24 protein-coding genes are annotated in these 24,520 nt (G+C 42.7%); 13 read left to right on the forward strand and 11 right to left on the reverse strand.

Annotated elements, in window-relative coordinates:
- Positions 1-2: 2 nt before the first annotated feature.
- The 4 genes from RV00_RS10920 to RV00_RS10935 all read left to right on the forward strand — a co-directional run bounded on the left by RV00_RS10920 (position 3) and on the right by RV00_RS10935 (position 3,810).
- The gene (locus tag RV00_RS10920) at positions 3-1,271 is read left to right on the forward strand and encodes a PTS sugar transporter subunit IIC (protein ID WP_071862646.1); all 1,269 of its coding nucleotides are present in this window, start codon (positions 3-5) and stop codon (positions 1,269-1,271) included.
- A gap of 17 nt (positions 1,272-1,288) precedes the next feature.
- On the forward strand, positions 1,289-1,630 hold the full coding sequence (locus RV00_RS10925) for a PTS sugar transporter subunit IIA (protein WP_084133294.1): 342 nt from the start codon (positions 1,289-1,291) through the stop codon (positions 1,628-1,630).
- A gap of 156 nt (positions 1,631-1,786) precedes the next feature.
- A complete protein-coding gene (locus RV00_RS10930) occupies positions 1,787-3,217 on the forward strand; it encodes a glycoside hydrolase family 1 protein (RefSeq protein WP_071862647.1) in 1,431 nt (476 codons plus the stop codon).
- A gap of 5 nt (positions 3,218-3,222) precedes the next feature.
- Positions 3,223-3,810: a DUF6198 family protein gene (locus RV00_RS10935; RefSeq protein WP_249024096.1), complete on the forward strand. Its 588-nt coding sequence runs from the start codon at positions 3,223-3,225 to the stop codon at positions 3,808-3,810.
- A 48-nt stretch (positions 3,811-3,858) separates the two neighbouring features.
- Here the strand turns inward: RV00_RS10935 and RV00_RS10940 are convergent, their stop codons facing one another.
- Positions 3,859-4,398: a TetR/AcrR family transcriptional regulator gene (locus tag RV00_RS10940; RefSeq protein ID WP_071862649.1), complete on the reverse strand. Its 540-nt coding sequence runs from the start codon at positions 4,396-4,398 to the stop codon at positions 3,859-3,861.
- Positions 4,399-4,501: 103 nt separating this feature from the next.
- Here RV00_RS10940 and RV00_RS10945 point away from each other — a divergent pair, with 103 nt between their 5' ends.
- The 5 genes from RV00_RS10945 (at position 4,502) to RV00_RS10960 (ending at position 9,284) form a co-directional block, all read left to right on the forward strand.
- A complete protein-coding gene (locus tag RV00_RS10945) occupies positions 4,502-5,281 on the forward strand; it encodes an SDR family NAD(P)-dependent oxidoreductase (RefSeq protein ID WP_071862650.1) in 780 nt (259 codons plus the stop codon).
- A gap of 379 nt (positions 5,282-5,660) precedes the next feature.
- Positions 5,661-7,181, forward strand: a complete 1,521-nt coding sequence (locus RV00_RS10950) for a zinc ABC transporter substrate-binding protein AdcA (RefSeq protein ID WP_071862651.1) — start codon at positions 5,661-5,663, stop codon at positions 7,179-7,181.
- Between the two features lie 17 nt (positions 7,182-7,198).
- Positions 7,199-7,315: a putative metal homeostasis protein gene (locus tag RV00_RS16270; protein ID WP_137614031.1), complete on the forward strand. Its 117-nt coding sequence runs from the start codon at positions 7,199-7,201 to the stop codon at positions 7,313-7,315.
- Positions 7,316-7,488: 173 nt separating this feature from the next.
- Positions 7,489-8,526 carry a YibE/F family protein gene (locus RV00_RS10955; RefSeq protein WP_071862652.1) on the forward strand — a complete coding sequence of 346 codons (1,038 nt, stop codon included), beginning with the start codon at positions 7,489-7,491 and terminating at the stop codon, positions 8,524-8,526.
- A complete protein-coding gene (locus tag RV00_RS10960; protein WP_071862653.1) occupies positions 8,523-9,284 on the forward strand; it encodes a YibE/F family protein in 762 nt (253 codons plus the stop codon). Before RV00_RS10955 ends, RV00_RS10960 begins: the two co-directional genes overlap by 4 nt.
- Positions 9,285-9,569: 285 nt before the next feature.
- Here the strand turns inward: RV00_RS10960 and RV00_RS10965 are convergent, their stop codons facing one another.
- The 6 genes from RV00_RS10965 to RV00_RS10990 form a co-directional block, all read right to left on the reverse strand.
- Positions 9,570-9,920 carry a DUF1667 domain-containing protein gene (locus tag RV00_RS10965; RefSeq protein WP_071862654.1) on the reverse strand — a complete coding sequence of 117 codons (351 nt, stop codon included), beginning with the start codon at positions 9,918-9,920 and terminating at the stop codon, positions 9,570-9,572.
- A gap of 1 nt (position 9,921) precedes the next feature.
- Positions 9,922-11,178: an NAD(P)/FAD-dependent oxidoreductase gene (locus RV00_RS10970; protein WP_071862655.1), complete on the reverse strand. Its 1,257-nt coding sequence runs from the start codon at positions 11,176-11,178 to the stop codon at positions 9,922-9,924.
- A 1-nt stretch (position 11,179) separates the two neighbouring features.
- Entirely contained in the window at positions 11,180-12,628 is a 1,449-nt protein-coding gene (locus RV00_RS10975; protein WP_071862656.1) for an NAD(P)/FAD-dependent oxidoreductase, read from the reverse strand.
- A gap of 154 nt (positions 12,629-12,782) precedes the next feature.
- Positions 12,783-13,352, reverse strand: coding sequence for a glycerol-3-phosphate responsive antiterminator (locus RV00_RS10980; RefSeq protein ID WP_071862657.1), 570 nt, complete (start codon positions 13,350-13,352; stop codon positions 12,783-12,785).
- Positions 13,353-13,540: 188 nt separating this feature from the next.
- Positions 13,541-14,197 carry a YoaK family protein gene (locus RV00_RS10985; protein ID WP_249024097.1) on the reverse strand — a complete coding sequence of 219 codons (657 nt, stop codon included), beginning with the start codon at positions 14,195-14,197 and terminating at the stop codon, positions 13,541-13,543.
- 65 nt (positions 14,198-14,262) lie between these two features.
- The gene (locus RV00_RS10990; protein WP_071862658.1) at positions 14,263-15,015 is read right to left on the reverse strand and encodes a MurR/RpiR family transcriptional regulator; all 753 of its coding nucleotides are present in this window, start codon (positions 15,013-15,015) and stop codon (positions 14,263-14,265) included.
- Positions 15,016-15,151: 136 nt separating this feature from the next.
- Here RV00_RS10990 and RV00_RS10995 point away from each other — a divergent pair, with 136 nt between their 5' ends.
- Positions 15,152-16,537 (forward strand): glycoside hydrolase family 1 protein, encoded by a 1,386-nt coding sequence (locus RV00_RS10995; protein ID WP_071862659.1) that lies wholly within the window; start codon positions 15,152-15,154, stop codon positions 16,535-16,537.
- Positions 16,538-16,550: 13 nt separating this feature from the next.
- Positions 16,551-17,888, forward strand: a complete 1,338-nt coding sequence (locus tag RV00_RS11000) for a PTS sugar transporter subunit IIC (protein WP_071862660.1) — start codon at positions 16,551-16,553, stop codon at positions 17,886-17,888.
- Between the two features lie 358 nt (positions 17,889-18,246).
- Here RV00_RS11000 and RV00_RS11005 read toward each other — a convergent pair whose 3' ends face one another.
- On the reverse strand, positions 18,247-18,741 hold the full coding sequence (locus tag RV00_RS11005; RefSeq protein WP_071862661.1) for a TetR/AcrR family transcriptional regulator: 495 nt from the start codon (positions 18,739-18,741) through the stop codon (positions 18,247-18,249).
- Positions 18,742-18,869: 128 nt separating this feature from the next.
- Between RV00_RS11005 and RV00_RS11010 the strand changes: the two genes are divergently transcribed.
- Entirely contained in the window at positions 18,870-19,721 is an 852-nt protein-coding gene (locus tag RV00_RS11010) for a hypothetical protein (protein WP_071862662.1), read from the forward strand.
- Positions 19,722-19,804: 83 nt separating this feature from the next.
- A complete protein-coding gene (locus tag RV00_RS11015) occupies positions 19,805-20,587 on the forward strand; it encodes a hypothetical protein (RefSeq protein WP_071862663.1) in 783 nt (260 codons plus the stop codon).
- Positions 20,588-20,658: 71 nt separating this feature from the next.
- Here RV00_RS11015 and RV00_RS11020 read toward each other — a convergent pair whose 3' ends face one another.
- From RV00_RS11020 to RV00_RS11030, 3 genes are read right to left on the reverse strand one after another with little or no spacing between them, the layout of a single operon-like run.
- The gene (locus tag RV00_RS11020; RefSeq protein ID WP_249024098.1) at positions 20,659-22,320 is read right to left on the reverse strand and encodes an amino acid ABC transporter ATP-binding/permease protein; all 1,662 of its coding nucleotides are present in this window, start codon (positions 22,318-22,320) and stop codon (positions 20,659-20,661) included.
- A complete protein-coding gene (locus tag RV00_RS11025; protein ID WP_071862664.1) occupies positions 22,310-24,037 on the reverse strand; it encodes an ABC transporter ATP-binding protein/permease in 1,728 nt (575 codons plus the stop codon). Before RV00_RS11025 ends, RV00_RS11020 begins: the two co-directional genes overlap by 11 nt.
- A complete protein-coding gene (locus RV00_RS11030) occupies positions 24,030-24,422 on the reverse strand; it encodes a YbaN family protein (protein ID WP_071862665.1) in 393 nt (130 codons plus the stop codon). Before RV00_RS11030 ends, RV00_RS11025 begins: the two co-directional genes overlap by 8 nt.
- Between the last annotated feature and the right edge of the window lie 98 nt (positions 24,423-24,520).

Raw genomic sequence — 24,520 nt, forward strand, 5'->3', positions numbered from 1 at the left:
AGATGAAAAAATTTATGGATTGGTTGGCAAACTCCTTTGCGCCTAAAGCAAAGAAATTGACGCAAATGCCTTCCGTTGCTGGACTATCCAGTGCCATGCAGAAGTTGATTCCATTCATTATGACCGGTTCGATCGTCTTCTTTTATAACGTGTTCCGTTCATACATTCCACAATTACCGGATTTAGGCAATATTTCAAATTATTCCTTTGGCATGATCGGGTTGATCGCCGCCTTCATGGTCGCGAACCAATACATGGAAAAATTCAAACATCAAAATTACAGCATCACTGCTGGAATTGTTTCGGTCTGTGTCTTAATGATGACCTTACATCCAGTTGGCGCAGAAGAAGGCGTCTTCGATATGGGTCGGGTCGGGCCGACTGGGATTTTGATTGGGGTTATCGTTGGGGCGATCGTCAGTGTGATCTTCCATAATTTCAGCAAACTGCACCTGTTGCAAAATTCCGAATTACCGGATTTTGTGATTGAGTGGATCAATAATATCATCCCAATTTTCTTGAGTTTAGCATTATGGTCCACCTTGATCTTCAGTCTCAAGATTGATGTCTTCGAAGTGATCATCAATTTGTTTGAACCGATTCAAAACTTTGGTCAATCCTTACCAGGTCTGATTTTACTGGTTTTGATTCCAGCTTTCTTCTATTCAATGGGTATCTCTACTTGGCTGTGGTCTGCGATTCAGAACCCGATTTTTATCGCCGGAATCGCGGCGAATGCCTTAGCTCTTAAGGGCGGCGATACAGGGATGAACATCGTGACGAATGAAACAGTCTACAGCTTAGGTTTGATCATGATGGGTGGTACGGGAGCGACACTGACGCTGAATTTATTGATGTGCTTCTCGAAAGCGAAAAAATTAAAAACCTTAGGTCGAATCTGTATCGGTCCTTCAATCTTCAATATTAATGAGCCGATCGTCTTCAGCGCACCAGTCGTAATGAATCCCATCTTGATGATGCCGATGTGGATCAATTCCATTACCGGAAGTTGTGTCGTTTGGTTCGCGATGCGAGGCGGCCTGTTGAATATTCCGCAAGATTTGATGCAAGTAGCTCAGATCCCAGCACCGATCTCCAGTGTCATGATCTTACAGGATTTCCGTGCGGTACTGTGGTATGCCTTATTATTTGCGCTGTATCTAGTTACTTGGTACCCATTCTTCAAAGTTTATGAGAAAGAAGTCTTAGCGGAAGAAGTCAAAGAAGAAAAAAACGGTGAAGAATTCGCCGCTCCAGTCGAAGCAATCTAAAAAACGAGGTGTAAAAAATGATGGAAGAAACAGAAGTGCTAGAAGAAAATGAATTGATCCCAGTATCGATGCAGATCATCCTGCATGCAGGCAATGGTCGGACGAAAGCTCAAGAGGCAATCCAATTTGCAAAGCTAAAGGATTTTGAATCGGCGCGGGCAGCATTAAAAGAAGCTAAATACAATATCGTTTTAGCCCACCGTTCGCAAACCGAAGTGATCCAAAATGAAGCGGCAGGAAAAAGTTATCAGCCCTGTTTGCTCTTTACCCATGCGCAAGATCATTTGATGACCATTACTAGTGAAGTCAATATGACGCGAGATTTGGTGGATCTATTTGAACTAGCATTAAGTAAATAAGTACCTAGCATAAAATTAGTAAAACCTGAAGCAGTCCGTTATTGACTCATCCTTCAGTTTTAAATAAAAGATGAGGACGCCGGTTCCACATCCTAGGATCTGTCCAGTGGAACGGCAAGACTCATTGAACGAAATGATAAACGAGGAGCGAGAGATATGAACAATGCATTTCCAAAAGACTTCCTGTGGGGAGCAGCAACGAGCGCGTATCAAGTCGAAGGCGCAGCACAAGAGGATGGGAAAGGTCTATCCCAACAAGACATCATCAATTCTGAACGACACGAAAAATTCGGCTTTGCCGACGCCAGTGTTGCCAGCGATCATTACCATAAATACAAAGAAGACATTGCTTTATTCAAAGAAATGGGTTTTACGAGTTATCGTTTTTCAATTGCGTGGTCACGGATCTTCCCCAATGGCGACGATGTGGTCAACGAAGCGGGAATTCAATTTTACCGTGATTTGATCAACGAATTGAAAGCCAACGACATCGAACCGATCCCGACGTTGTATCACTATGATTTGCCATGGCCGTTAGTCGAAAAATATGGCGGCTGGCTATCACGAGAAGTAGTCAAGGATTTTGAAGTCTTTGCAAAATATGTCATCAATGAATTTAAAGACGATATCAAATACTGGATCACGATCAATGAACAAAGCATCATCGTGCAGTATTGGACACAAAAGTGTTATGTACTACCGGAATATCAAGACGACAATCAATTGCGTTATCAAATCAATCACCATATGAATCTAGCGCAAGCCGTTGCGGTAAAACTTGCTCATGAAGCTGGCGCATTAGCGGGTCCAGCTTTAGGCTACGCGCCTGTTTATGCCCGCACTTGTAAGCCAGAAGACCAGCTAGCGGCCTTAAATGCCAATGATCTGCGGAATGCCTATTACCTAGATGTTTACTTCCGCGGCTACTACAATGTTGCAGCCTTAACGTATTTACAAAAAGCCGGCTTAGCCCCGAAAATGGAAGCTGGGGACGAAGAATTTTTCGCGGAAAATTTGTCTGACTTCTTTGCAATCAATTATTACGACAGCCAATGTGCCCACGCTTGCCCAGAAGGCGAGGAACGGCGCTGGTCCGGCTACAATATCTCAGGGAAGAAAGGCGATATGTCTGGCTTTGAGACTCATCCCAGTTTTTATCAAATGTGTGCAAATCCAGAGCTTAGAACAACGGATTGGGATTGGGCGATTGATCCGATCGGCTTGGAATATGTTTATCGTGATCTGTATACGCGCTACCGCGTGCCATTTATGATTACTGAAAATGGTTTAGGCGCCTATGATGAGCTGACACCAGACGGCAAAGTCCATGATGATTATCGGATCGACTATCTTCGTGAACATATCCAAGCAACGAAACGAGCGATGGATCTAGGGGTTGAAGTTGTCGGCTATATGCCTTGGTCAGCGATTGATTTATTGTCCACGAGTAACGGCTACAAAAAACGCTATGGCCTAGTCTATATCGATCGTACCGATGATGACGTGAAGGAGTGTAAACGAATCCGCAAAGATTCTTTTTATTGGTATAAAGACGTGATCGCTTCAAACGGCACCAAATTGGATTGATGAAGATGATCTTAAAAAATCTGATTTCTGTTTTAGGTTCGGCTTTAGTAGGTGTCGGCGTTGGACTTTGCGTCGTCACCGGCTTAGGCGCCGATGCGCTAGGTGTTTTATGGGAAGGACTGACACAGCATTTACCGCTGACAGTCGGTCAAGCCTCCCTCGTTGTTACCGGTACATGTCTTGTGATCGTGGCATTGATTGATAAAAAAGAGCTGGGCTTAGCAACCCTGTTAAATCCTTTAGCCACTAGTCTTTTGACCGATCTGATTATCAAACATGTCGCACTTGAAGGACCGACCTTTTTGAAACTGCTGATCGTCATAGTAGGAATTTCTTTTATTGGAATCGGCTCAGGGATCGCGGCAGCGACGAATGCCGGCAAAGAAAGCTATATCGCTTTGAGCTTTGCATTAAGCAAACGGTTATCCCAAGATTTAGCCAAAGTCCGCATGAGTCTCGATTGTATTTGTTTTCTGACTGGGATGATTCTAGGGGGAAAATTTATGATTGGTCCGATCGTTGGTGTGTTGTTGATCGGTCCGCTGTTGAAAGCCACGAGTCAGTATTGTGGGAAAAGATGCAGCCATTGTTAGGATGAGAAAAAGCGATTAAAATCGAAAAGATTTTAATCGCTTTTTGTGTTACTCAAAATTTTTTTTCATCAAGGCCCAAACGAGTTCAAACTGCTGCTGAAAATGTTCATCCCAGCGGATCGCATAGGCGGGCGCTGAAAAATACATAAAGGATAATAGAATCCCAATCGTAAATTCTTCGTCCTTACCAGTGGCGGTCATAAAGCTTTCACCCAGGTCGCGGGCGTGCCGTTGATAGGCAGCCGGGTCTTGTTCGATATAGGTCGTATAGACCGAAAACATCTCAGGATTCTGCTGTTTCGCTTGACGTTTTCCATCTGCTAACGCCCACAGCCAGTCGTGAGCAATGGTTGAAACGTCCTCATAGGGAGAAGTATCAAAGGGGAAAATCGCAATCAGCTGCTGGTCCAGCCATTCCATCGCTAATTCAGTCCAGAGGGTCTTTTTATTGGGAAAATATTTATAGAGAGCGGCATGGCTGACGCCTAATGCGCCACCGACATCCTTCAACGATATTTTAATGTTTTGTTTTTGTTCAACTAAGTCGAACGCAGTTTGTAAGATTAATTCTTTTGATAGATTAGCCATGAATTGATTTTAGCAGAAGTTACATTAATTGACAAATGTAACTTATCGTTTTATAGTGACTTCGTAAGTTACAAAATCAAAAAAATGTAAATGAGGAATTCAAATGAAATTAGAAAATAATACCGTGCTTATTACCGGAGGAACCTCAGGACTGGGTCTAGGCTTAGCCCAAGCCCTGTTAAAGCATAATACCGTGATCGTTACTTCTCGCCGCCCGGCGGTGATTGAGCAAGTAACGGCTGAAAATCCCGGGATGATCGGCTATCCAGTCGATGTTAGCGACTTAGCTAGTGTTGAGCATTTAAAAGAGACGATCCTAAACCAACATCCGACACTAAATATGGTGATTAATTCGGCTGGGATCATGCAAAACGTAAATTTTTTTGACGCAACTGCTCCTTTGTCGAAAGAAATCGAAACCAATTTGATTGGAACGATCAATATCGATAAAGTTTTTCTGCCATTGTTGGCGCAGCAGCCCGAAGCGACATTGGTGAATATTACTTCAGGATTGGCTTATGTGGCGAGTACGGCCCATCCGATTTATTCCGCTAGTAAAGCTGGAGTTGGCGCATTGACCGAAGCGATTCGCGGCCAAGCCAATTATTTTGGACATGAAAAGTTGCATATTATCCAAGTTGCACCACCCTTAGTCTCGGAGACCAATTTGAATCCAACGATGCATGAAAATGGCGAAAAGAATCCGGTGAATATGAAACTAACGGATTTTGTTGCAGCGGTGGTCAAAGGAATCGAAAAAGATAAACCAATTATTAATCCCGGACCTAGTAAATTATTGAATATCATTGGTCGATTCGCCCCAATGGGATTACGCCTGCGGGCGATGAAAGGTTCAATGATGACCGAATTCGGAAAAAAATAAATTGATGTTGTGAAGCTCTTGAGATCAGAAAATCTTGAGGGCTTTTTTAGCGTTAAGATCGATGTTAGAAGCAGGATGACCAATGCTAAAAATGAAGCAGCATTCACATGAATGAAATTTCATGTTATTTTATCTTGACACCTTTTTTCGAGAATGATAAAGTATCGTTGTTGAATCGTAAGTGTTACGATTTATATATCACAAACAGGAACGGCAAATTGAGCTTGTATCCCTCTTTTGATTTGGGATATTTCATATGTGTAGGATCGTTGAGCGCTCATTTTATGGTCGTCTAACGATTCGTTGTAATTTTTAATTGTGAAATAAATTTGATGGATGAAAGGCAGCGGTAAAAATAGCTTTAAGAAAGAGGTTTGGAATGAAAAAGATAGGGTTAATTTTTATTAGTATATGTGCGTTGATCGGTCTGGTGGAATGCAAAGAGAACAATCAAGCGGCGACCAAAAGCAAAAATGATAAGTTGCAAATCGTTGCGACCTTTTATCCGGTGTATGATTTTACCAAAAATATCGTGGGTGATGAGGCGGAGGTCTCCTTATTGATGCCAGCTGGAACGGAGCCTCATGATTACGAGCCTTCCGCTAGAGATTTGGCGAAGATCACGGATGCTGATGCATTTGTTTATCATAATGAAAATATGGAGATGTGGGTACCTAAAGCGATCAAATCGTGGGAAAAAGGCTCACCAAATATTGTTGAAGGCACAAAAGGAATGCTGCTATTGCCAGGCGGTGAAGAAGAGCACGATCACAGTCATGAAGAGGGGCATCACCATGAGTTGGACCCCCATACTTGGGTCTCGCCGTATCGAGCAATCAAAGAAGTGACATCGATCAAAGAACAATTGAGTGCCCTTTATCCAGAAAAAAAGGCCGTCTTTGAAGCCAATGCAAAAAAATATTTAGCAAAGCTTGAGGCCTTGGATAAAAACTATACAACGACTTTGCAAGCGGCGAAGCAAAAGAATTTTGTTACCCAGCATACCGCCTTTAGTTATTTGGCGCTGGATTATGGCTTGAATCAAGTCGGGATCTCTGGGATCAATCCGGATCAAGAGCCGGATCCTTCACGAATCGCGGAATTAAAACACTATGTGGAAGAAAATCAAATCCGCTATATTTATTCAGAGAACAACAATCAAGGCAAAGTGGCTCAAACGTTGGCGGACGAGACAAAGGTAAAACTTGCCGTCCTAAATCCGTTAGAAAGTCTGACTAAAAAGCAGCTAGCTGCCGGAGAAAATTATTTGTCGATCATGGAGCAAAATCTGGCGGCTTTGGAGAAAACCACTAGTGTCGCCGGAAAAGCGATTCAACCGGAGCATGCAGCAAAACCGGAAGAAACGATCTATCACGGCTATTTCAAGGATTCACAAGTGAAGGCCCGTCCGTTGTCAGATTTTAATGGGAAGTGGCAATCGGTCTATCCGCTTTTGGAAAAAGGTGACTTGGATCAAGTATTCGATTATAAAGCTAAATTGACTAACGACAAGACTGCGGCAGAATACAAAGAATATTACGAAACAGGCTATCAAACGGACGTTGATCAAATCACGATCAAAGACGATCAGATTGATTTTATAGTGGCTGGTCAGCATCATAAATATAAATATGAAGCGATCGGTTATAAAATTTTAAACTATGCTAAAGGCAACCGTGGGGTGCGCTTCACTTTTGAGACGAAAGATCCCGCTGCGGGTAAGTATAAATATGTTCAGTTCAGTGATCATGGGATTGCGCCAGGTAAATCATCACACTTCCATATTTATGTTGGAGGTGAGAGCCAGGCTGCTCTATATGAAGAATTAGACAACTGGCCGACCTATTATCCGCAGTCTATGAGTGGTCAGACGATCGCGCAGGAAATGCTGGCCCATTAAACAAGGAGGTGAGCGACTTGGAAAAAACGGATCTGGCGAGTGCCTATCGCCGTTTAAAAAGTCCCAATATCAAAACCCGTAAACGTGCCTTAAAAATCATCAAGGCCGTGAAACGTGGACAACTAAAGAAATAAAAATCCCGGAGCTGCGCAAGGTCAAAGTGCGGCTCCTTTTTGTGGCTTACTTCGGAAGGAAGCTGCGTATTCAAAGAATTAACTAAAATTGGACCAATCAGCTTTATCCATTCGCTTCTGCTTATTCACAAATGCTAGAATGAAGAAAGTAGCTATATTTAAGGAGGTCTGCCATGAAGAAAAAGCTGGTATATGTGATGGTATTTGCTGGAATCATTCTGCTTGGCTTAGTGATTCAGGCTAAGAGTAGTCTGTTTTATCCGGAAGCAGTCATAAAAGTGGAACAGGTGACTCATGAGGGAAATAAACAAACCCTTTCTGGAACGCTGCTGAATCGTAGCGGACAGGCGACACTAGAGACGGACTATCATGAAAATGAAGGCGTGCATCCTTTGTATCGCCCAGGCGAGCAACTGATTATTCGAAAGCTTGGCAGCCAGTGGCAAGTGCTTTCGTTAAAACGTGATGGCTATGTATTTATGTTGCTGGCTTTATTCGTTTGGTTGGTGCTGTTGATCAGCGGCAAGGGCGGGATTTCCGCTTTGCTTGGCTTAGCGTTGAATAGTTTTTTATTGGTGGGTTTTTTGTGGCTGCATCAGGCGAGTCAATGGTCGCTGCTAGGATTAATGAGCGTCTATACGGTGGTGGCGGTTATTGTAGCGATGGGGACATCCTATGGCTTTAGAAATTTAGATGTACGGAAACTTTTAGGCACTTTGCTGAGTGTTTTTCTCGCTTTTTTTATTTGTTTACTGGCGATGCATTGGTTGAAGGACGATGGCTTGCGCTATGAAGAGCTGCAGTTTATCACGCGGCCGTATCGTTCGGTTTTCTTAGGGGGCTTATTGATTGGTGCGATCGGCGCCAGCATGGATAACGTGGTGACGATTATTTCCAGCCTAGACGAGATCAGAGAAAAAAATCCCCAACTGCCTTTGAAACAGCTGCTGCATTCAGGTCAGCAGATTGCTCAGGATACAGCCTCATCCATGATCAATGTCTTGATGTTCGCGTATCTCAGTGGAGCGATTCCGGCGTTTGTTTTTTATATTGCCAATGGCTGGAATTTTGCGGATGTCATGGGAATGCACTTATCGCTAGAAATTTTGCGCACATTGTGTGGCGGCTTTGCGATCGTTTTATCAGTACCGCTGGCATTAGCGGCCTTTGGTGTGGCTGAAGGGATTCAGGAGAGGAGGCCGACTAAATGAATGTGCTGATCGTTCTTACGTTACTGTTAGTGGGCTTAGTGGTACTCATTTTTAAAAGAAGCTCGATCTATATGATCACTGGCACCTTCGCGAATTTCTGCTTGTTCCTTTTGCTGTTGTTTCTGTTGAGTCGAAATGTTCCGGTGTATCCAGTAACTTTTTTGATTTTTCTTGGAGTGACGCTGGTGACCTTGTTCTACATCAATGACGTCAATCAAAAAACCAAAGCCGCTTTTCTCTGTGTACTATTTTTCTTGCTTGTTTTTACGCTGGTCTCCCAGCCTTTTATTCAGGTATTGCAGGTTCATGGCTTCGCCCTTGAAGAATTGGACGAATTGCAAATGATGGATTTGTCGGTCGATGTGCCTTTTTCAGCGTTAAATCGTTCGATCATTTTAATGAGTTTTTCTGGAGCGGTGATCGATAGTAGCATGGCGGTCAGCAGCTCGACGTATGAAATTTTTTCCCAGACGGCGGATCTAACCTTTAAGGAATTGTGGCGTTCTAGTATGAAGGTAGTGCAAGCAATCTTGAGTTCGACAATCAATACCTTGCTTTTTGCTTTTATGGGGTCAAGTCTGGCACTGATCATTTGGATTCAGGATTTAAATTATTCTTTTTTGGAAGTGATCAACTCCAAAGCCTTCGTGGGGGAATTACTGATCAGTATTTTGACAAGCAGTGCCGCGGTGATCATTTTACCGCTAACGGCGCTTGCTGCCAGTTATTTCTTTTTTAACCGCTATTTTCTAAAATAATCGAAAAAACTCGCTTAGACGTAGCAAGAAAAGACGTCTAAGCGAGTTTTTGTTAACTATGAAGAAAGTATAAAATTTTCAAATGAATAAATCGCTTTACAGCAGGCATATTCATGTCCGGCTTCACGAACTAGCTTTATCGGCAATAAGCAAAACGATTTCGAAATTTGAGAAGCACCAAGTAGGAACTGTTCAACATCAAAGTTAAAACTTTGTGTTTCTCAGTCATTTATCAATAGTTTGGTCTTATTGCTCAAAAGCTGAGCGAGTTCGCGAAAGCCTTTCTTATGCCAGATTACTAGTAGCGACTAGATCGACTCCGGTATCCAACAGATTTTCTACTACGACATCGCCGATCGAGACCGGGGCTTGTAAACGAACGCGGTTAATCACCTTCATGGCGTCTTTGACCGAACCTTTCGGAATGCCGTCCGCGGTTTTGACCGAACAGCGGGCCGATTTTACTCCTGTGTTGACGACGACCGTGGAAGTCACGACCCGGATTGGATTCGTCGCTTCGGCTTTGCCGTATTTCACGCCTTTATTGCAGCTGTTGCCACTGACTTGGTACTCATTTTCTTCGTCGACGCTTAGGTGACAGCCTTTGGGGCACATAATGCAAATAAATTTTTTCATGTTAGTTAACCTCCTGAACAGAGATTTCAATTTCATTGTTGTTGATCTTATCAATCACTTTTTTGGAGACATTGATTTTTTCTAGTTCGCCTGGAACAAGGTAGCTTTTTTTCTTTTGCGCTAAGATTTCACCGTGGGAACTGATGGTGATCTGACAGTCGTCAAACACTTGGTTGACTCTGAAAAACATTTCGACTTTGCGGTCGACATTTTCTTCCCGAATTTTTTGTGGCACAACATAAGAAACATGTTCGCCGTTTTTAACGATCAAGCTATTGTCGTCTTCTTTTTTAGGTTGGAGAATGTACTGAGCTGCGGCGGTTCCGGCCCGTTCGCTTTCCGCTGTCACAAAATCGACGAGATCATGGACGTGAACCACATTGCCGCAAGCAAAAATCCCCGGTACTTGCGTCTCCATATTTTCATATACGACCGCGCCATGAGTCCGATTATCCAACGGAACACCTGCACCGCGACTCAATTCATTTTCAGGGATCAGTCCCACTGATAACAAAATCGTGTCGCATTCAAAGGTTTGCTCGGTTCCCGGAATCGGTTGTCGGGTTTCATCTACTTCAGAGACAACGACTGCTTCAACCCGGCTTTTTCCCCGAACATCGGTAATAGTATGAGAGAGCAGTAACGGGATATCGTAATCTTCCAAGCATTGCACGATATTTCGAGTCAAGCCGCCGGAATAAGGCATCACTTCCACACACGCTAAAACTTCTGCGCCTTCTAAGGTCATGCGGCGAGCCATGATTAATCCAATATCGCCAGAGCCTAAAATGATCACTTTTTTTCCGACCATGTAGCCTTCCATATTGACATAGCGTTGGGCAGTGCCGGCGGTATAAACCCCGGCCGGACGACTGCCGGGAATGCCGATGGCACCACGCGTCCGTTCGCGACAGCCCATCGCCAAAACGATGGCTTTACTTTGCAAGATTTGATAACCTTGCTCCTGATTGACGATGTGGACATTTTTGTCTTCCGTGACTTCCAGTACCATCGTATCAATGCAAACTTGGATCGACGTATCTTCCAGCATATCGATGAAACGCTGAGCGTATTCCGGTCCAGTCAATTCGGTTTTAAAATAGGTCAGGCCAAAGCCGTTGTGGATACACTGATTTAAAATACCGCCTAATTGATGATCCCGTTCAATGATCAAAATGTCTTTCACACCTTGCTTATAGGCTGCTAAAGCCGCGGCTAAACCAGCGGGCCCACCACCGATGACAATCAATTCATGCATTTTAAAACCCTCCCTTCGTAGCTTCGACTAAAATCCTGCTGTCCGCTCGATCCTGTAAAATTTCTAACGGCGACAGGTCTAGCTCATCGGCCAAAATCTCCAAAACACGCGGTCCGCAGAAGCCGCCTTGGCAACGCCCCATGCCTGCGTGGCAGCGCCGCTTGATGCCGTCTAATGAAGTGGGCTTGATAGGAGAATGAGCGGCGTCTCGAATCTCGCCTTCAGTAATGGTCTCACAGCGGCAGATCACATGACCATAGGCCGGGTCTTGTTTGATTAATTGATTCTTTCCGTCGATGTCTAATTCACGGAAAACGATTCGTTCACGAGTATCAATGAAATCATCCTTTAATGAAAATTTTTGCTGTAAGGATTGTTCCAATAACTCGATTCCGTAGACCGCGATCGCGGGGGCAGAGCTTAAGCCTGGTGATTTGATCCCGGCTAAATCGATAAAGCCTGGTGCTGCTTCTTGAATGACAAAATCGTCAATTGTACTGTTGGCCCGTACGCCGGAAAAATTCCGGATCGACTGGCGGAGATTCAGTTCTGGCACGGATTTCCTTGCCAGCTCACCGACTTGTTTTAAGCCGTCTGCGGTATTGCCGGTATCGTTGCCGCTGTCTAGGTCAGTTTTTAATACGGCTTCAGAATTCGGGCCGACAATCAAATTTCCGTGGACCGTTGGACTGATCAACACCCCTTTACCGATGCTGGAAGGGCATTGAAAGATGACGTGATGTACGACTGTGCCTTCTGAGCGATCCAATAAATAATATTCTCCCCGCTTTGGAGTAATCTCAAAATTAGGTTCAGCGATCAGGTTGTGGATATCATCTGAATGGACGCCAGCGGCATTGAAAATCGCTTTGGTTTGATAGACCGATTGATTGGTCGTGATTTGATAACCTTCCGGGATTTTTTCGATAGCGGTCACGCGATTATTTAATGTTAGCTGCACACCATTCTTGATGGCGGTTTCAGTTAATGCCAAACAAAGTTCCCACGGATTGACAATCCCTGCAGAGGGTGCGTAAAGTGCCCCTAAGGCGTGTTCTGAAAGATTCGGTTCTTTTTCTAACAGTTCCTTTTGATCTAGTAGTTCCATGTCTGGGACGCCATTTTCAATTCCTCGTTGATAAAGGTCTTTAAGCAACAGCAATTCCTCTTCAGAAAAAGCAACGACCAAGGAACCAACAGGATCATAATGGACGGAAAGCTTTCGACACAACTCCTTTGTGCGTTCGACGCCTTCAACATTCAGCTTTGCCATCAATGAGCCGGGCTCTGGATCAAAGCCAGCGTGGATAATGGCGCTGTTGGCCTTTGTTTGCCCTAAGCTGACATCATTTTCCGCCTCTAAAACCAATGTATTTAGTTGATACTTGCTTAATTCATAAGCGGTCGCCGCACCGACGATCCCGCAGCCAATGATAGTGATATCGTACATCGTTATTCCTCCTAGTCTAACTCTAGTCACACAAAAAAAGAGTATAAGAAACAGACGCCAATGTTTGTTGACGTTTGTTGCTATACTCTTTTTTAATCTCTAGCACGTATTTAATTACCTGTATTATAACACCATTAATCCTTTACAACAATCTTTAAATCGACCAGACTTGGCTATCCGTAGTGGAAACTGCTAAACTGCCCGCTCCTAGCGCGCCTAAGACATCTTCTTTATCATGGATCAGGCCGCCAACGATCAATGGCTTGCGGGACTGCTTCACTAAACCTTTGATGATTTTAGGCGAAACATTGGGTAAAACTTCCACCAGATCCGCTTCTGTTTGTAACAGCTGGCGCTCCACATTGGTCAAGGCAGAGGAGTCCAGTAAAAAGAAACGCTGGATCGCTAATAGCTGATGGCGTTTCGCATAACGCACGATGGCGGATTTTGTTGAGATAATGCCGTCAAAAGCAGTCTTTTGCTTAATATAATCAATCGCCATTTCATCAGACGATAAGCCTTTCACGAGATCGGCGTGAAGAATCGCGATTTTGCCGCTTTGCTTGATTTTTTCTGAGAGCTCCGCCAGCTGCATCAAGTGGGACTGTAGGACAAAAATAACTTCCACTTCGGTCAGTAAGGCTGCTGTCAATTCTTCTTCGCTCTTAATCGCGGCGATCACTGGTGCAACCTCTAATTTTTGATATAAGTCATGAGTATTCATCGCTAAACTCCTTGGTTTTATCATTAAGTCTGTCATTCTATCTTATTATTTTACCACGGAAGAATCTCTAGGAACGCTTATAAAAAGAGAATAATGATTATTTTGGTATTTTAAAAGGACGTATACACAAATTTGTAGCTAAATAAAACAGTCAGGAGAGGAACCTTCCTGACTGTTTTATTTAATGGTTAGCGCAACGCCCGCCGATCCTTCACTAATAAAAAGAGTGCGACCGCGATAAAAATCAGACTGAAGAAAATCGTCCGTTCGTGAAAATAAGTTGCTAAAAAGCCATTTAACAATGCGCCACTCAAAAAACTGCCAAGAATGATCAAAGTGTCTTTAAAGGCTTCACGCTTTTCTGATTGATGGTTCAGATAGCCTTCAAAAAAATTCGTAGCTAAATTTTTTAGATTGCCGGTCATCATCAAGGAAGTAAAGGGGCGGCCTTTTAATTTTTGAAATTCTTGCAATTGAGTCGCTGCCGCAATGGAAAGCAGAGCATTAGCCAATAAATTTGGCATAGTCGGTGAAAAGAAGCCAACAAATAGCAGCAATAGAAACTCAAAACTCAAAAACCAAAGTTGCTGGTTCTTGCTTATTTTCGTTTGTAGAAAACGGGCCAATAAAGCACCAAAGGCAAACGCAAAAATCGGAATCAAATAATGGCTCAAAGCACTCCATTGGCCTTGTCCTAGATTGACTCCCAATAAAATAAAATTCCCTGTTTGCAGTCCCGCGAAGACTTCGCCATGCACGAGATACGTATAGGCGTCTAATCCGCCAGCGGTTGCTGCTAAAACCATTCCAAATTCTAAACGTTCATGGATTTTTTCTTCCATCATCGTGCACCTCGTTTCAAAAAAAGTGTACGCCAAAACAAATAAAATCCCAAAGAAAACGTCTTTTATTACAGATCAATCGTGATCTCCAGTTCAGCAATCAAGCGCTCGATGATCAGCATGGTGGGAAGCTGCGAGCTAGTATCGAAGTAGCCTAGCTTGCGATGTTCTTCATAGTTATGGACAAAAACCATGCGACTCATATGGGCCAATGGGCTTTTAGGATTGCCCGTAATGGAAACGAGGTAATGATCTGGAAAAGCTTGAAAGTAGGTTAAAAGTTCTACGATATCAGAAGAGTTGCCAGAATTTGAGATAGCGATAATCAAATTGTCGCTGGTATTTCTGAGCCGATTGGCCAATGGATAATAAGGATCAGTGACCGCAAAGCAATTGACGCCTAAGGTCATGATGCGGCGAGCGGCATATTCGGCCAAAATACCTGAAAGTCCAATCCCAATAAAAACGACATTTTCGCTTTCTACAATCTTACTAGCTAATGTGGGCATATTTTTTTCCATATCGGCTGAAAATTGATCTCGTTGCAATAACTGCAGTACGTTCCCGAAAAAATCACCGTCTATTTTTTTAGTGTTGGCCTGATTGTAGCGGCGCTTGATCTCGGTACGAAAAGCCGGGAAGCTGTCGAAGCCGATCTTGTGAATGAAACGCATGACTGAGGCTGATGAAGTATGGGAGGCTTGCGCGACTTCTCGAACACGCATATAAGGGATCTTTTCTAAATTAGTCATAATAAAATTGTAAACAGCCAGTTCTGTTTGTGATAAATCATCAGAATTGATACTCGTTAACAGACTCATAATTTTCCTCCTAATGGAACGTAGTGTTTCAAGTGTGGAACAAAAACCAACTTGATGAATCCGGTTACACAATCTCTTGGATTGGTATCTTTTTAGATTATAGCATGATAATTTTATTGCGAGGAGGAGAACAGACATGAAAAAGAATGATTTTTTATGGGGTGCGGCTACTAGCGCGTATCAAGTAGAAGGTGGATGGAATGAGGACGGCAAAGGCCTATCTGTCCAAGATATAAAAAAATTACCAGAAAATACTTCTGATTTTAAAGTATCATCAGATCACTATCATCGCTTTAAAGAAGATATCGCCTTATTTAAAGAGTTGGGATTAAAGGCTTACCGTCTGTCGATTGCTTGGACACGTATCGTTCCAAAAGGTTTCGGGGAGGTTAATCAAGCGGGCTTAGCCTTTTACGACCAACTGATTGATGAGTTGATCGCAGCGGGGATCGAACCAATCGTCACCGTTTATCATTTTGATTTGCCAGCGGCTTTAGAGGAGCAAGGCGGTTGGAATAATCGTCAAACCATCGATGCCTTCGCAGACTATTGTCACGTATTATTTGAACATTTCAATGGTCGGATCAAGTATTGGTTAACGATCAATGAGCAGAACATGATGGTGTTAGCTAGTTCGGCTGTTTTAGCCGGCAAGAAGACCAATCGGCAAAATTTCCAAGAGAATCATCATATGTTGGTGGCTCAAGCCAAGGTCATGAAGCTCTTCCACGACAATAATTATCAAGGCCAGATTGGGCCGGCACCGAATATCGCCTATATTAATCCGGCGTCAGCAAAACCGGAAGATGTATTGGCGGCGCAAAACTTTAACGCGCTACGTAACTGGCTGTTTTTGGATGTTCCAGTCTATGGCCGTTATAATCATCAGGCAGTCAATATTTTGAAAAAGATCGATGCGATGCCGGAATTTGCTCCTGACGATGCGGAAATCTTACAAGCGGGGCGTTGCGATTTTATCGCCTTTAATTATTATAGTACCAATACAGTTAGTGCTTTTCATGAGGCGCAAGGGACTGATGGGGATCAGCAAGCCGGATTTTCATTGCCAAACTTTTTTGAAAGTCAATCTAATCCTTATTTGGAAGAAACGGAATTTGGTTGGGAAATTGATCCGATCGGATTTAAAACGACGATCCATGAATTATACAGCCGCTATCATTTGCCGTTGATCGTAACCGAAAATGGCTTAGGCGGTCGTGATATAGTGGAGGATGGACAAGTCCACGACACGTATCGCATTGATTATTTAGCAAAACACGTCCAACAAATGGAAGAAGCGATTGAAGAGGGGGCCGATGTGTTTGGCTACTGCCCTTGGAGTGCGATCGATTTGATCAGTACCCACGAAGGCTTCCGAAAACGGTATGGCTTCGTTTATGTGAATCGCAGTGATTTTGACTTGAAGGATCTGAAACGAATCAAAAAGGACAGCTTTTATTGGTATAAAAAAATAATTCAGCAAAATGGTTCGCAAGCTGAAAAAATAAAGGGTTTAAAATGAAAGGAAGAGGAACATGAAGGGGCTTGAAATATTTTTAGATAAATTATTAGGACCTGTAGCCAACAAGATGGGACAAAGTAAATTTTTCTCAGCATTATCTGAAGCATTTATGCGGACGACGCCAATCACGTTAGGTGCGGCCTTCTTGATGCTGATCGGAAATTTTCCGATTCCAGCGTGGATCAATTGGCTGAAAAGTATCGGAATGGACGTGCATTTTACCGCCGTTGTGGGAGCGACGTTTAATGCCTTAGCATTGTATGTGGCCTTTAACTTCGCCTATGTTTATGTTCGTAAGAGCGGCGAGAACGGGTTGACGGCAGGATTGCTTTCAATGGCTTCATTTTTATTATTGGCACCACAAATCATGACAGTCCCAACATTGCAAAGCGCGGTCGCTAAATTCCCGGCGAAAGCAACAGTCACTGGGATTCAATCCGTGGAGGCCTTCCAAACAGCGCAAACCGGTGGACCGGGGCTGATCGTGGCGATTATCGTCGGCTTCTTGACCGGTGTGATGTTCTTGTTTTTCAAAAAGAAAAATTTGGTGGTCAAATTGCCTAGTACCGTTCCACCAAGTGTCAGTGAATCGTTGAATCCAACCTTTATAGCAGGTTTGATTTTCTCAGTCTTCTTTATTATTCGCGTAGGCTTGTCTTATACTGCTTTTGGTAATGTCTTTAATTTAATTTACGGTATCTTGCAAGCGCCATTAGAAGCATTGACTTCTTCACCAATCAGCATCATTATCATTTATACGTTGGCGAATCTGTTTTGGTTCTTTGGAATCCACCCAAGTGTCGTTTACGGTATCGTGACGCCAATGCTTATGGCGAATTTTACGGCGAATACAAATGCCTACATCAGTACCGGGAAAGTCCCTTACTTGATGATGGCGATCATCTATATCTTTACTTCCAACGCTTTTGGCGGACAAGGGGGAACGTATGGATTGATCTTATCGATGATTCGAGCAAAATCGGCTCGCTACAAAGAGCTGTTTAAACTTGCAGCGGCACCGACCTTATTCAATATCAATGAACCAATCATCTTCGGGATGCCGATCATGTTGAATCCGATGTTTTTCTTACCAATGATCTTTGGACCGATTGTTCAAGGTGGGATCGCTTGGCTTGTCGCGATCGTCTTGAAAGTCGGTACGTATAATGCGGCGATTCAAATGCCGTGGACATTACCGACACCGATTAATGCCTTCTTCTTAGGCGGCTGGAAATTCTTAGTGATTGCGATCGCCGTTATGGTTGGAAACTTCTTCTTATGGTATCCATTCTTCAGAGTAGCCGATAAAAAAGAAGTCGAAGCAGAAGCAAAGGCGAATATTGCGGCCTAATTTAAAAATAAAAAGGAGGTGTGACAAAAGTCTTGTCGCACCTCCTTTTTTCGAATAAACGGCGTTCCAGGCGTAGCCTCTTCGGAAATAAGCCAAATAATCTCAAAAAATATGAGAAGCTATTTTCCAATTATTCGACTTATTGCTATGAAACACAGCGATTGCTTCAGCAGANTTTTCGAATAAACGGCGTTCCAGGCGTAGCCTCTTCGGAAATAAGCCAAATAATCTCAAAAAATATGAGAAGCTATTTTCCAATTATTCGACTTATTGCTATGAAACACAGCGATTGCTTCAGCAGAGCTTATTATGAAAAATAGGACGCCATTTTTGACAGACCTTCTTTGATTTCTTTTTTTTATGGGACGCGCTGCTTTTCTAAAATGAAATCAAAATTACTCATTGCTAAAGTAGTTAGAATATATTGACTAAATTCTTCTTTCGCCAGATGGAAAACGCGTGAATACGCTGTAGCGAATAGGTCGCGAAGCTTTACATTAAAGCTGTTAAGCCCAAAATTCAATTGTCGTAAGTGTTGGATTTCAAGGCGATTCTTTAGTAAGTAGCTCATGAGTTCAGCATTAAAATAATCGTAGCTGTCGAACCGGGAATCATACTGTTGTTGTGCGCTGCTTTCTTTTAGCACACGCTCAATGAAATCAATGTGTTGATCAATTAATTGCTCGGCCAGTTGGTAAGTATTTTCATAATGAGCATAAAAAGTCGTGCGATCAATCTTGCTCGCTTTCGCTAGCTTAGAGACAGAAATCTGTTCAAAAGGCATTTCGGCAAGCAATTTCATAAAATATATTTGCAGCATTTCATCGGTTCGTTCAAAACGTAAGTCTCCCATTATCTTCCTCCTAACAAATCTATTCTACACACTGTTGTATTAATCTACAAAGAAGAAATCTTAGTTGTAGATATTCGCTTATTCTCCCAGTAGTATAAAGCCAACAAATGAAAGTGGAGGTTTCCCAGATGAGTGATTATAAAATTAGCTTTAAAGTAGATGGTCGGATTGTTCCAGAAAAAGAAATACTAGAGATGGAGCTTAGTCGCTATCACCAGGTCTTTCATATTTTTGATAAAAAAAATATTCCAATCCATTTGGATGAGCAAGAAGTCTCCCTTAACGAGTTACTTCAGCTCCCATTAGATCAGGCGAAAATTGCCTTAGCTCAAACGCGTGAAGCGCTAGGAAAAGAACGAACGTTAGAACTTTTTGCTTCCGAAATTGAACGAGGAGATGCTATGTGGCATGAAATCGCTGGTTCTTCCGAAGCGGGTGTGAATATGCAAACAGCTTATGTAGAAGTAGAAACAGAAAATATTACGTTAGAGCAATTTATGATGTTCAACCAGCACCTAATGAAAGAAAACAATCTTTATTTACCTTCGACGATCCATCCTGAACACTATTATTTCGATGCCAATAGTAAAGGGGAACAAATTATTGTGGAGACGTTCGGAATGTACAAAGATCCTTCTTATTTAGATTTGAAACCGGGGAGTAAAGCGGATTATCCAGTACGACCTGCGCAAGATGTCGATCTGGTAATGGCGGGAAAGACCTATTTAGCAAATGATCATAGTGATACAAAGATGTTAGGGATGCATCAATTATCTAAAACAGACAATGGAATGAAAGTAAAATTAGGAGTCTTCTTACCAGAAAATGCCCCAAAAGAAATTGCGGAAGGTCATAAGTGGCATTTGATGGTTGAGTTCAATAATGGGCTGCATATTGCGGCACAGCAACATCCTAACTTTTTTCAAAAAAAGGTGATGGATGTGGCATTGAATCGTATAAAAAAACAACAAGAAGAATAAAGCCGTTGTAAATTCAAAAAACGATTTGTTACTAGAAATAAAGATTAACAACTAAATTACTGTAAAGTTTGAGAGGGAAATTTATGAATACTATTAGCGTAATCTTTAATGTGAACGGAACGAATTGGGAAGGCCCACATATCGAGGAACTGGCTTATCAGCGGAATCTTCATGTCTTACACCAAATGAAAACTCATGGAATGACAATCAAAAATGGGGAAACTATATTATCTGATGATGACATTGATTATTTGACGAAAGAACAGGCCTGGAAGGTTTCTGTTGAAAATCGAATGGCGCATACCGGACAGGAAATTCAAAAGATGTATCAAGACTCTTTTGCGAAATCAGACGAAATGTGGAAAGAGCTTGTCTTTTCACAAAACAAACCGATGCGGCGATCTTATTGCCACATGAAGGTTGAAGGTGTTTCTCTAGAAGAATTCATGAAGATCATGGGTGCAATGCAAAAAGATGAAAAAGTTGGCCTATCTGCCCATCCTGAACATTTTCAAACTATCGTGAATGAAAAGGATATCACTGGTATCGAACCTTTCGGAATGTATGGCACCCCTACACTAGTCCATGTTGCGATTATTCAAGAAGGTCAGCTAAGTGCAACTATTTTAGCAGATAAGGATGATACCTACCCTATTTCAATGACTGGATTGGCACGCTTAACTGATAATGTAACGGATGTAAACATTCCGTACCACCAGTTCAAGCCATTGAAAGATGGTTTTGAAGCTAAGTTGGCTGTGTATTGGCCCGAGCAGGTAGTTGACGAAATCGTTGAGGGACATTCTTTGCACCTAGCAACAGAATTTTATGAAGGCTTAAAAATGATTGTGAAGGCTCAAAATTAATAGTAAAAAATAGAAAAAGTTCAAGATCTTTTTGCTAGAAAGATCTTGAACTTTTTTATGGCTTCAGGGGATTACTTACTTAATTTTCCTTGTTCTAAATGCAGTCGTTTTTCTGCAATCTTCAAGGTACTGTTGCGATGAGAAACGAGGATCATGGTTTTGTCCTGCAATCGTTCTTTGAAGGCGGCTAGGATAGCTTGCTCATTGACATAGTCAAGGTTGCTAGTCGGTTCGTCTAGCAGAATCAACGGCGCATCATAGACCAGTAAGCGGGCAAGTCCGATTCGTTGCCGTTCGCCATCAGAAATACCGCGGGCCAGTTTGCTAAGCTCCGTTTGATAGCCTTCTGGCAATGAAATGATCCAATCATGAATCGCCGCGGCTTTGGCGGCTTCTTCGATGGCTGCTTGGGAGACGCTTTCTCGCTTCAAAGAAATATTATTGGCGATCGTGTCTTCAAAGAGAAAGGTCGATTGTTCCATGACCCCTTCTAATTGATGGAGCGCTCCTTCGGAAAGTTGTGAAAGCTCCTGATTGTTAACGGTGATTTTCCCGCTGGCAGGGTCCCAATAGCGCATCAGTAATTTCAATAGCGTACTTTTGCCGCTGCCGCTTTTCCCGCTGATGCCAATGCTTTGGCCTTTTTTTAGTGCCAGAGAAATTTGATCCAGCACTTTTTTCTGCTGATTAGGATAAGAAAAGGACAGTTGTTCTGCCGTCAGCTGTTCCATTTCCGTGATTGTTTGGCTATTTTTATCAAACGTCACAAAGGGTTCTTCATGAACTAGTTGATACAGGCGCCGACCGCTAGAAAAAGTCGTCAATAGCGCATTGCCTAGATTGCCTAAGGCTAAGACCGGACCAAAAGAACTCAAGCTTAAAACAACGGAAAGAATGATCGTATTTGTTGGAAGACCGTGCTTATTGCCAAAATAAAAGACGATCAACGTCGTTCCAATCACCACTGCTTCGCTGAAAAGCTGCAGCGTATTGCCTTGGAAAATACGGCGCCGGTTTTGTTGATTTAATACTCGACTATCCGTGTTTAGTTTTGTCAGTCGTGTTTTTTCTAACTGGAATTGGGCAATGTCTTTAATGCTATTGGCGTTTTCCATGATCGTCTGACTGACTGCGACAAAGGCTGTTTTATAGTCGTCACCGATTTGTTGATTTCTGCGGTAGCTGATGAAGGGAATGATGGCGCCAATCAAAAGCTGTCCCATCAATAACAGAAAAGCAAGTCCCAAGTCATAGCTGGCAAGAAAAAGAAAGGTCACAAGCATCGTTCCGATCGCGATAAAGACGGGCGAAATCGTATGAGCGAAAAAAACTTCTAAAGCTTCGACATCGGTTGAAATCGACGTAATCAAGTCGCCGCTGTTTTTTCCGGTTAAACGAGCCGGACCAATCTTCCGTAAGGCGGCGAAAATTTCTTCCCGAATATGGGCCAAAAGACGAAAGGCAATGTCATGGTTTTGATATTGTTCCAAATAACGAGCAACGCCCCGCAAGATGCCACAGGCAATCAATAAGCCAAGGATCAGGCTTAGATTGACCGCTGTGCCTGCAATCAAACGCAGCAAGGTCAAGGTACTGATGACAGGGATCGCCACGACGGCGAGGTTGCTGATGATCCCTAAAAAAATCGCTAAAGTCATCTTACCTTTGAAAGGCTTGGCAAAGGTCAGCAGCCAACGAATCAAGGTACGATCTTTCAAGGTATTATCTTTCATGAAGGCTTCCTCCTTCCAATTGCCGATTTTCTTCGGTGAAGTAGGCGTTGAAGTAAGCCGACGTTTGCTTCAGTTTTTGCGGCGTGCCGGCTTCAACGATTCTTCCATCTTTGAAGACATAGATCTGATCGGCGTCTAAAACATTATATAAACGATGGGAGACGAAAATTACGATGGCGTTTTTGGCCAAGTTTTTTAAGGTGTGTAAAATAATTTCTTCACTCTCAATATCCACACCTGAAGTAATCTCATCGAAAATATAAAAATCAGCCGAAGTCGCCAAGGCGCGAGCTAAAATCAAGCGCTGGCGTTGTCCGCCAGATAAATTTTGACCATTTTCTGCAAGCAGCGTATCTAATTGCTGAGGTAGTTGTCGAACAAAAGCCGCTAATTTTACTTGCTCTAACAATTCCCACAGCTCCCTGTCTGTTAACTGCGGATTGGCTAACAATAAATTTTCCCGAAGACTCGCAGCGTAAAGAAAATCTTTTGTATTCACTAATCGTCCTTTTTGAAATAATACCGTGTTGCTGAGGTTTTTTAAATCTGTGTTGTTCCATTGGATGATTCCTTGATAATCGTCCAGTTGATTCAAAAGTAATTGGGCCAAGGTGCTTTTGCCAGAGCCGGATTTTCCAACAAAGGCAGTAAAACTTCCTCTAGTTAGCTGTAAAGAAATATCCGTTAAGGACGGTGTGGGTTGTTTGGCGTAAGTGAAATCTAGCTTCTCGACGGTGATCGTGTTCAAGGGTTCTGGCCAAGTCGTGATCGTCCCGGCAGTCTTTTCTGGCAAGGCTAAATAATCAAAAATTTTGCTGCAAGAGCTGATACCGTTCATGGCGACATGGAATAGCGAACCTAATTGTCGCATCGGTAAGAAAAATTCAGCGCCGACTAAAATAAAAAGCAAGGTGCCATAAACAGATAATTGCTGTTGCTGAAAAGCGATCAAAGCCAGTCCGATTCCTAAGGCGGCACCGCTATAAGAAAAAATATCCATGATCGTAATGGAATTTAGCTGCATCGACAATAGGCTCATAGTAGCTTTACGAAATTTTTGTGCATCTTCCGCTAATTCTTGTTGTTTTGCCGCGTCTTGGTCGTAAGCTTTCAAGACGCTTAACGCACTGAGACTCTCGTGGAATCGTGTTCCTAGATTTGTGTAGTGATCCCAGTATTTTCCTAAAATTCGTTTGGCGATCTTCATCACCGCTATAATAGTCAGAGGAATGAAGGGAACACAGATCAGCATCGCTACCGCTGGCTGCCATGCCAGCTGGACTAAATAAAGGAATAAAAGCAATGAAGCTAACAGACAATAAAAAAGCTGCGGTAAAAAATGGGCATAATACATTTCTAGCTGTTCGATACCATCACCCGCATATTGTGCCAAGGTTGTAGCGGGAAGCTGACGAGTAGAGTTTCCTAAACGAAACGCTTTTTCCATTACTTTGGTTCGCAAAGCGATGCGCAATTCGGTGGAAGCCCGGTCGGTCAAATGGGCAGATAAACGAATCAAGCTTAATTTACCTAAGAGCGCCAACAAGATCTGTCCGAAAAGCAACTCCTTTACAGCTCCACCGGCTAAAACGGTACTTAATAGCAACGCTAAGCTACGCCAAATAAAAAGCGATAGTGCAAGGCTAATACAACGGATCACCACTTGTAAGAATAGCGTTTCCTTTTTGGCGATCGCGAATAGGCGGCGATCAATCATTGGGTTCCCCTGCCTTTACAGACGCCCGTTTGCCTCGTAAATACCACGTCAAGCCAACCACGTGAGCGAGATAGACAATCACTAAACAAATCCGCATCGGTGTGTTATCCACCAAAAGTCCGGGGATCATAAAGACGACTAAGATCATCAAAAACATTTTGACCATTCCGGCGTTAGTGATTTTCTTTTTGACGATGGGTTCCTCTACCGCACGCTGATAAAAGGAGGAGTGAATAAATTTATTGTAATATTTATCTGAACTGCGCAGCCAAAAGAACGCTGTCAGTAAATAAAAGACCGTTGTTGGTAAAAAAGGTAAAAAGATTCCTAGCGTTCCTAGCGCAAAAGTCATTGCACCAAGCGTAAAATAAATGATTTTCTTCACATACATGACCACCTTTAAATGGAATAAAAAAATAAGTACTTACAGCTAATTTTATGCTAAATGAAAATGATTATCAATCTCTTAAAATAAATTGATTT

The sequence above is a fragment of the Enterococcus devriesei genome (assembly GCF_001885905.1).
Lineage (GTDB): Bacteria > Bacillota > Bacilli > Lactobacillales > Enterococcaceae > Enterococcus_A > Enterococcus_A devriesei.

Bases quoted from the DNA above. Each gene is read 5' to 3' on its own strand.
- RV00_RS10920 (WP_071862646.1), top strand. From the start codon at position 3: ATGAAAAAATTTATGGATTGGTTGGCAAACTCCTTTGCGCCTAAAGCA.
- RV00_RS10925 (WP_084133294.1), top strand. From the start codon at position 1,289: ATGATGGAAGAAACAGAAGTGCTAGAAGAAAATGAATTGATCCCAGTA.
- RV00_RS10930 (WP_071862647.1), top strand. From the start codon at position 1,787: ATGAACAATGCATTTCCAAAAGACTTCCTGTGGGGAGCAGCAACGAGC.
- RV00_RS10935 (WP_249024096.1), top strand. From the start codon at position 3,223: ATGATCTTAAAAAATCTGATTTCTGTTTTAGGTTCGGCTTTAGTAGGT.
- RV00_RS10940 (WP_071862649.1), bottom strand. From the start codon at position 4,398: ATGGCTAATCTATCAAAAGAATTAATCTTACAAACTGCGTTCGACTTA.
- RV00_RS10945 (WP_071862650.1), top strand. From the start codon at position 4,502: ATGAAATTAGAAAATAATACCGTGCTTATTACCGGAGGAACCTCAGGA.
- RV00_RS10950 (WP_071862651.1), top strand. From the start codon at position 5,661: ATGAAAAAGATAGGGTTAATTTTTATTAGTATATGTGCGTTGATCGGT.
- RV00_RS10955 (WP_071862652.1), top strand. From the start codon at position 7,489: ATGAAGAAAAAGCTGGTATATGTGATGGTATTTGCTGGAATCATTCTG.
- RV00_RS10960 (WP_071862653.1), top strand. From the start codon at position 8,523: ATGAATGTGCTGATCGTTCTTACGTTACTGTTAGTGGGCTTAGTGGTA.
- RV00_RS10965 (WP_071862654.1), bottom strand. From the start codon at position 9,920: ATGAAAAAATTTATTTGCATTATGTGCCCCAAAGGCTGTCACCTAAGC.
- RV00_RS10970 (WP_071862655.1), bottom strand. From the start codon at position 11,178: ATGCATGAATTGATTGTCATCGGTGGTGGGCCCGCTGGTTTAGCCGCG.
- RV00_RS10975 (WP_071862656.1), bottom strand. From the start codon at position 12,628: ATGTACGATATCACTATCATTGGCTGCGGGATCGTCGGTGCGGCGACC.
- RV00_RS10980 (WP_071862657.1), bottom strand. From the start codon at position 13,352: ATGAATACTCATGACTTATATCAAAAATTAGAGGTTGCACCAGTGATC.
- RV00_RS10985 (WP_249024097.1), bottom strand. From the start codon at position 14,197: ATGATGGAAGAAAAAATCCATGAACGTTTAGAATTTGGAATGGTTTTA.
- RV00_RS10990 (WP_071862658.1), bottom strand. From the start codon at position 15,015: ATGAGTCTGTTAACGAGTATCAATTCTGATGATTTATCACAAACAGAA.
- RV00_RS10995 (WP_071862659.1), top strand. From the start codon at position 15,152: ATGAAAAAGAATGATTTTTTATGGGGTGCGGCTACTAGCGCGTATCAA.
- RV00_RS11000 (WP_071862660.1), top strand. From the start codon at position 16,551: ATGAAGGGGCTTGAAATATTTTTAGATAAATTATTAGGACCTGTAGCC.
- RV00_RS11005 (WP_071862661.1), bottom strand. From the start codon at position 18,741: ATGGGAGACTTACGTTTTGAACGAACCGATGAAATGCTGCAAATATAT.
- RV00_RS11010 (WP_071862662.1), top strand. From the start codon at position 18,870: ATGAGTGATTATAAAATTAGCTTTAAAGTAGATGGTCGGATTGTTCCA.
- RV00_RS11015 (WP_071862663.1), top strand. From the start codon at position 19,805: ATGAATACTATTAGCGTAATCTTTAATGTGAACGGAACGAATTGGGAA.
- RV00_RS11020 (WP_249024098.1), bottom strand. From the start codon at position 22,320: ATGAAAGATAATACCTTGAAAGATCGTACCTTGATTCGTTGGCTGCTG.
- RV00_RS11025 (WP_071862664.1), bottom strand. From the start codon at position 24,037: ATGATTGATCGCCGCCTATTCGCGATCGCCAAAAAGGAAACGCTATTC.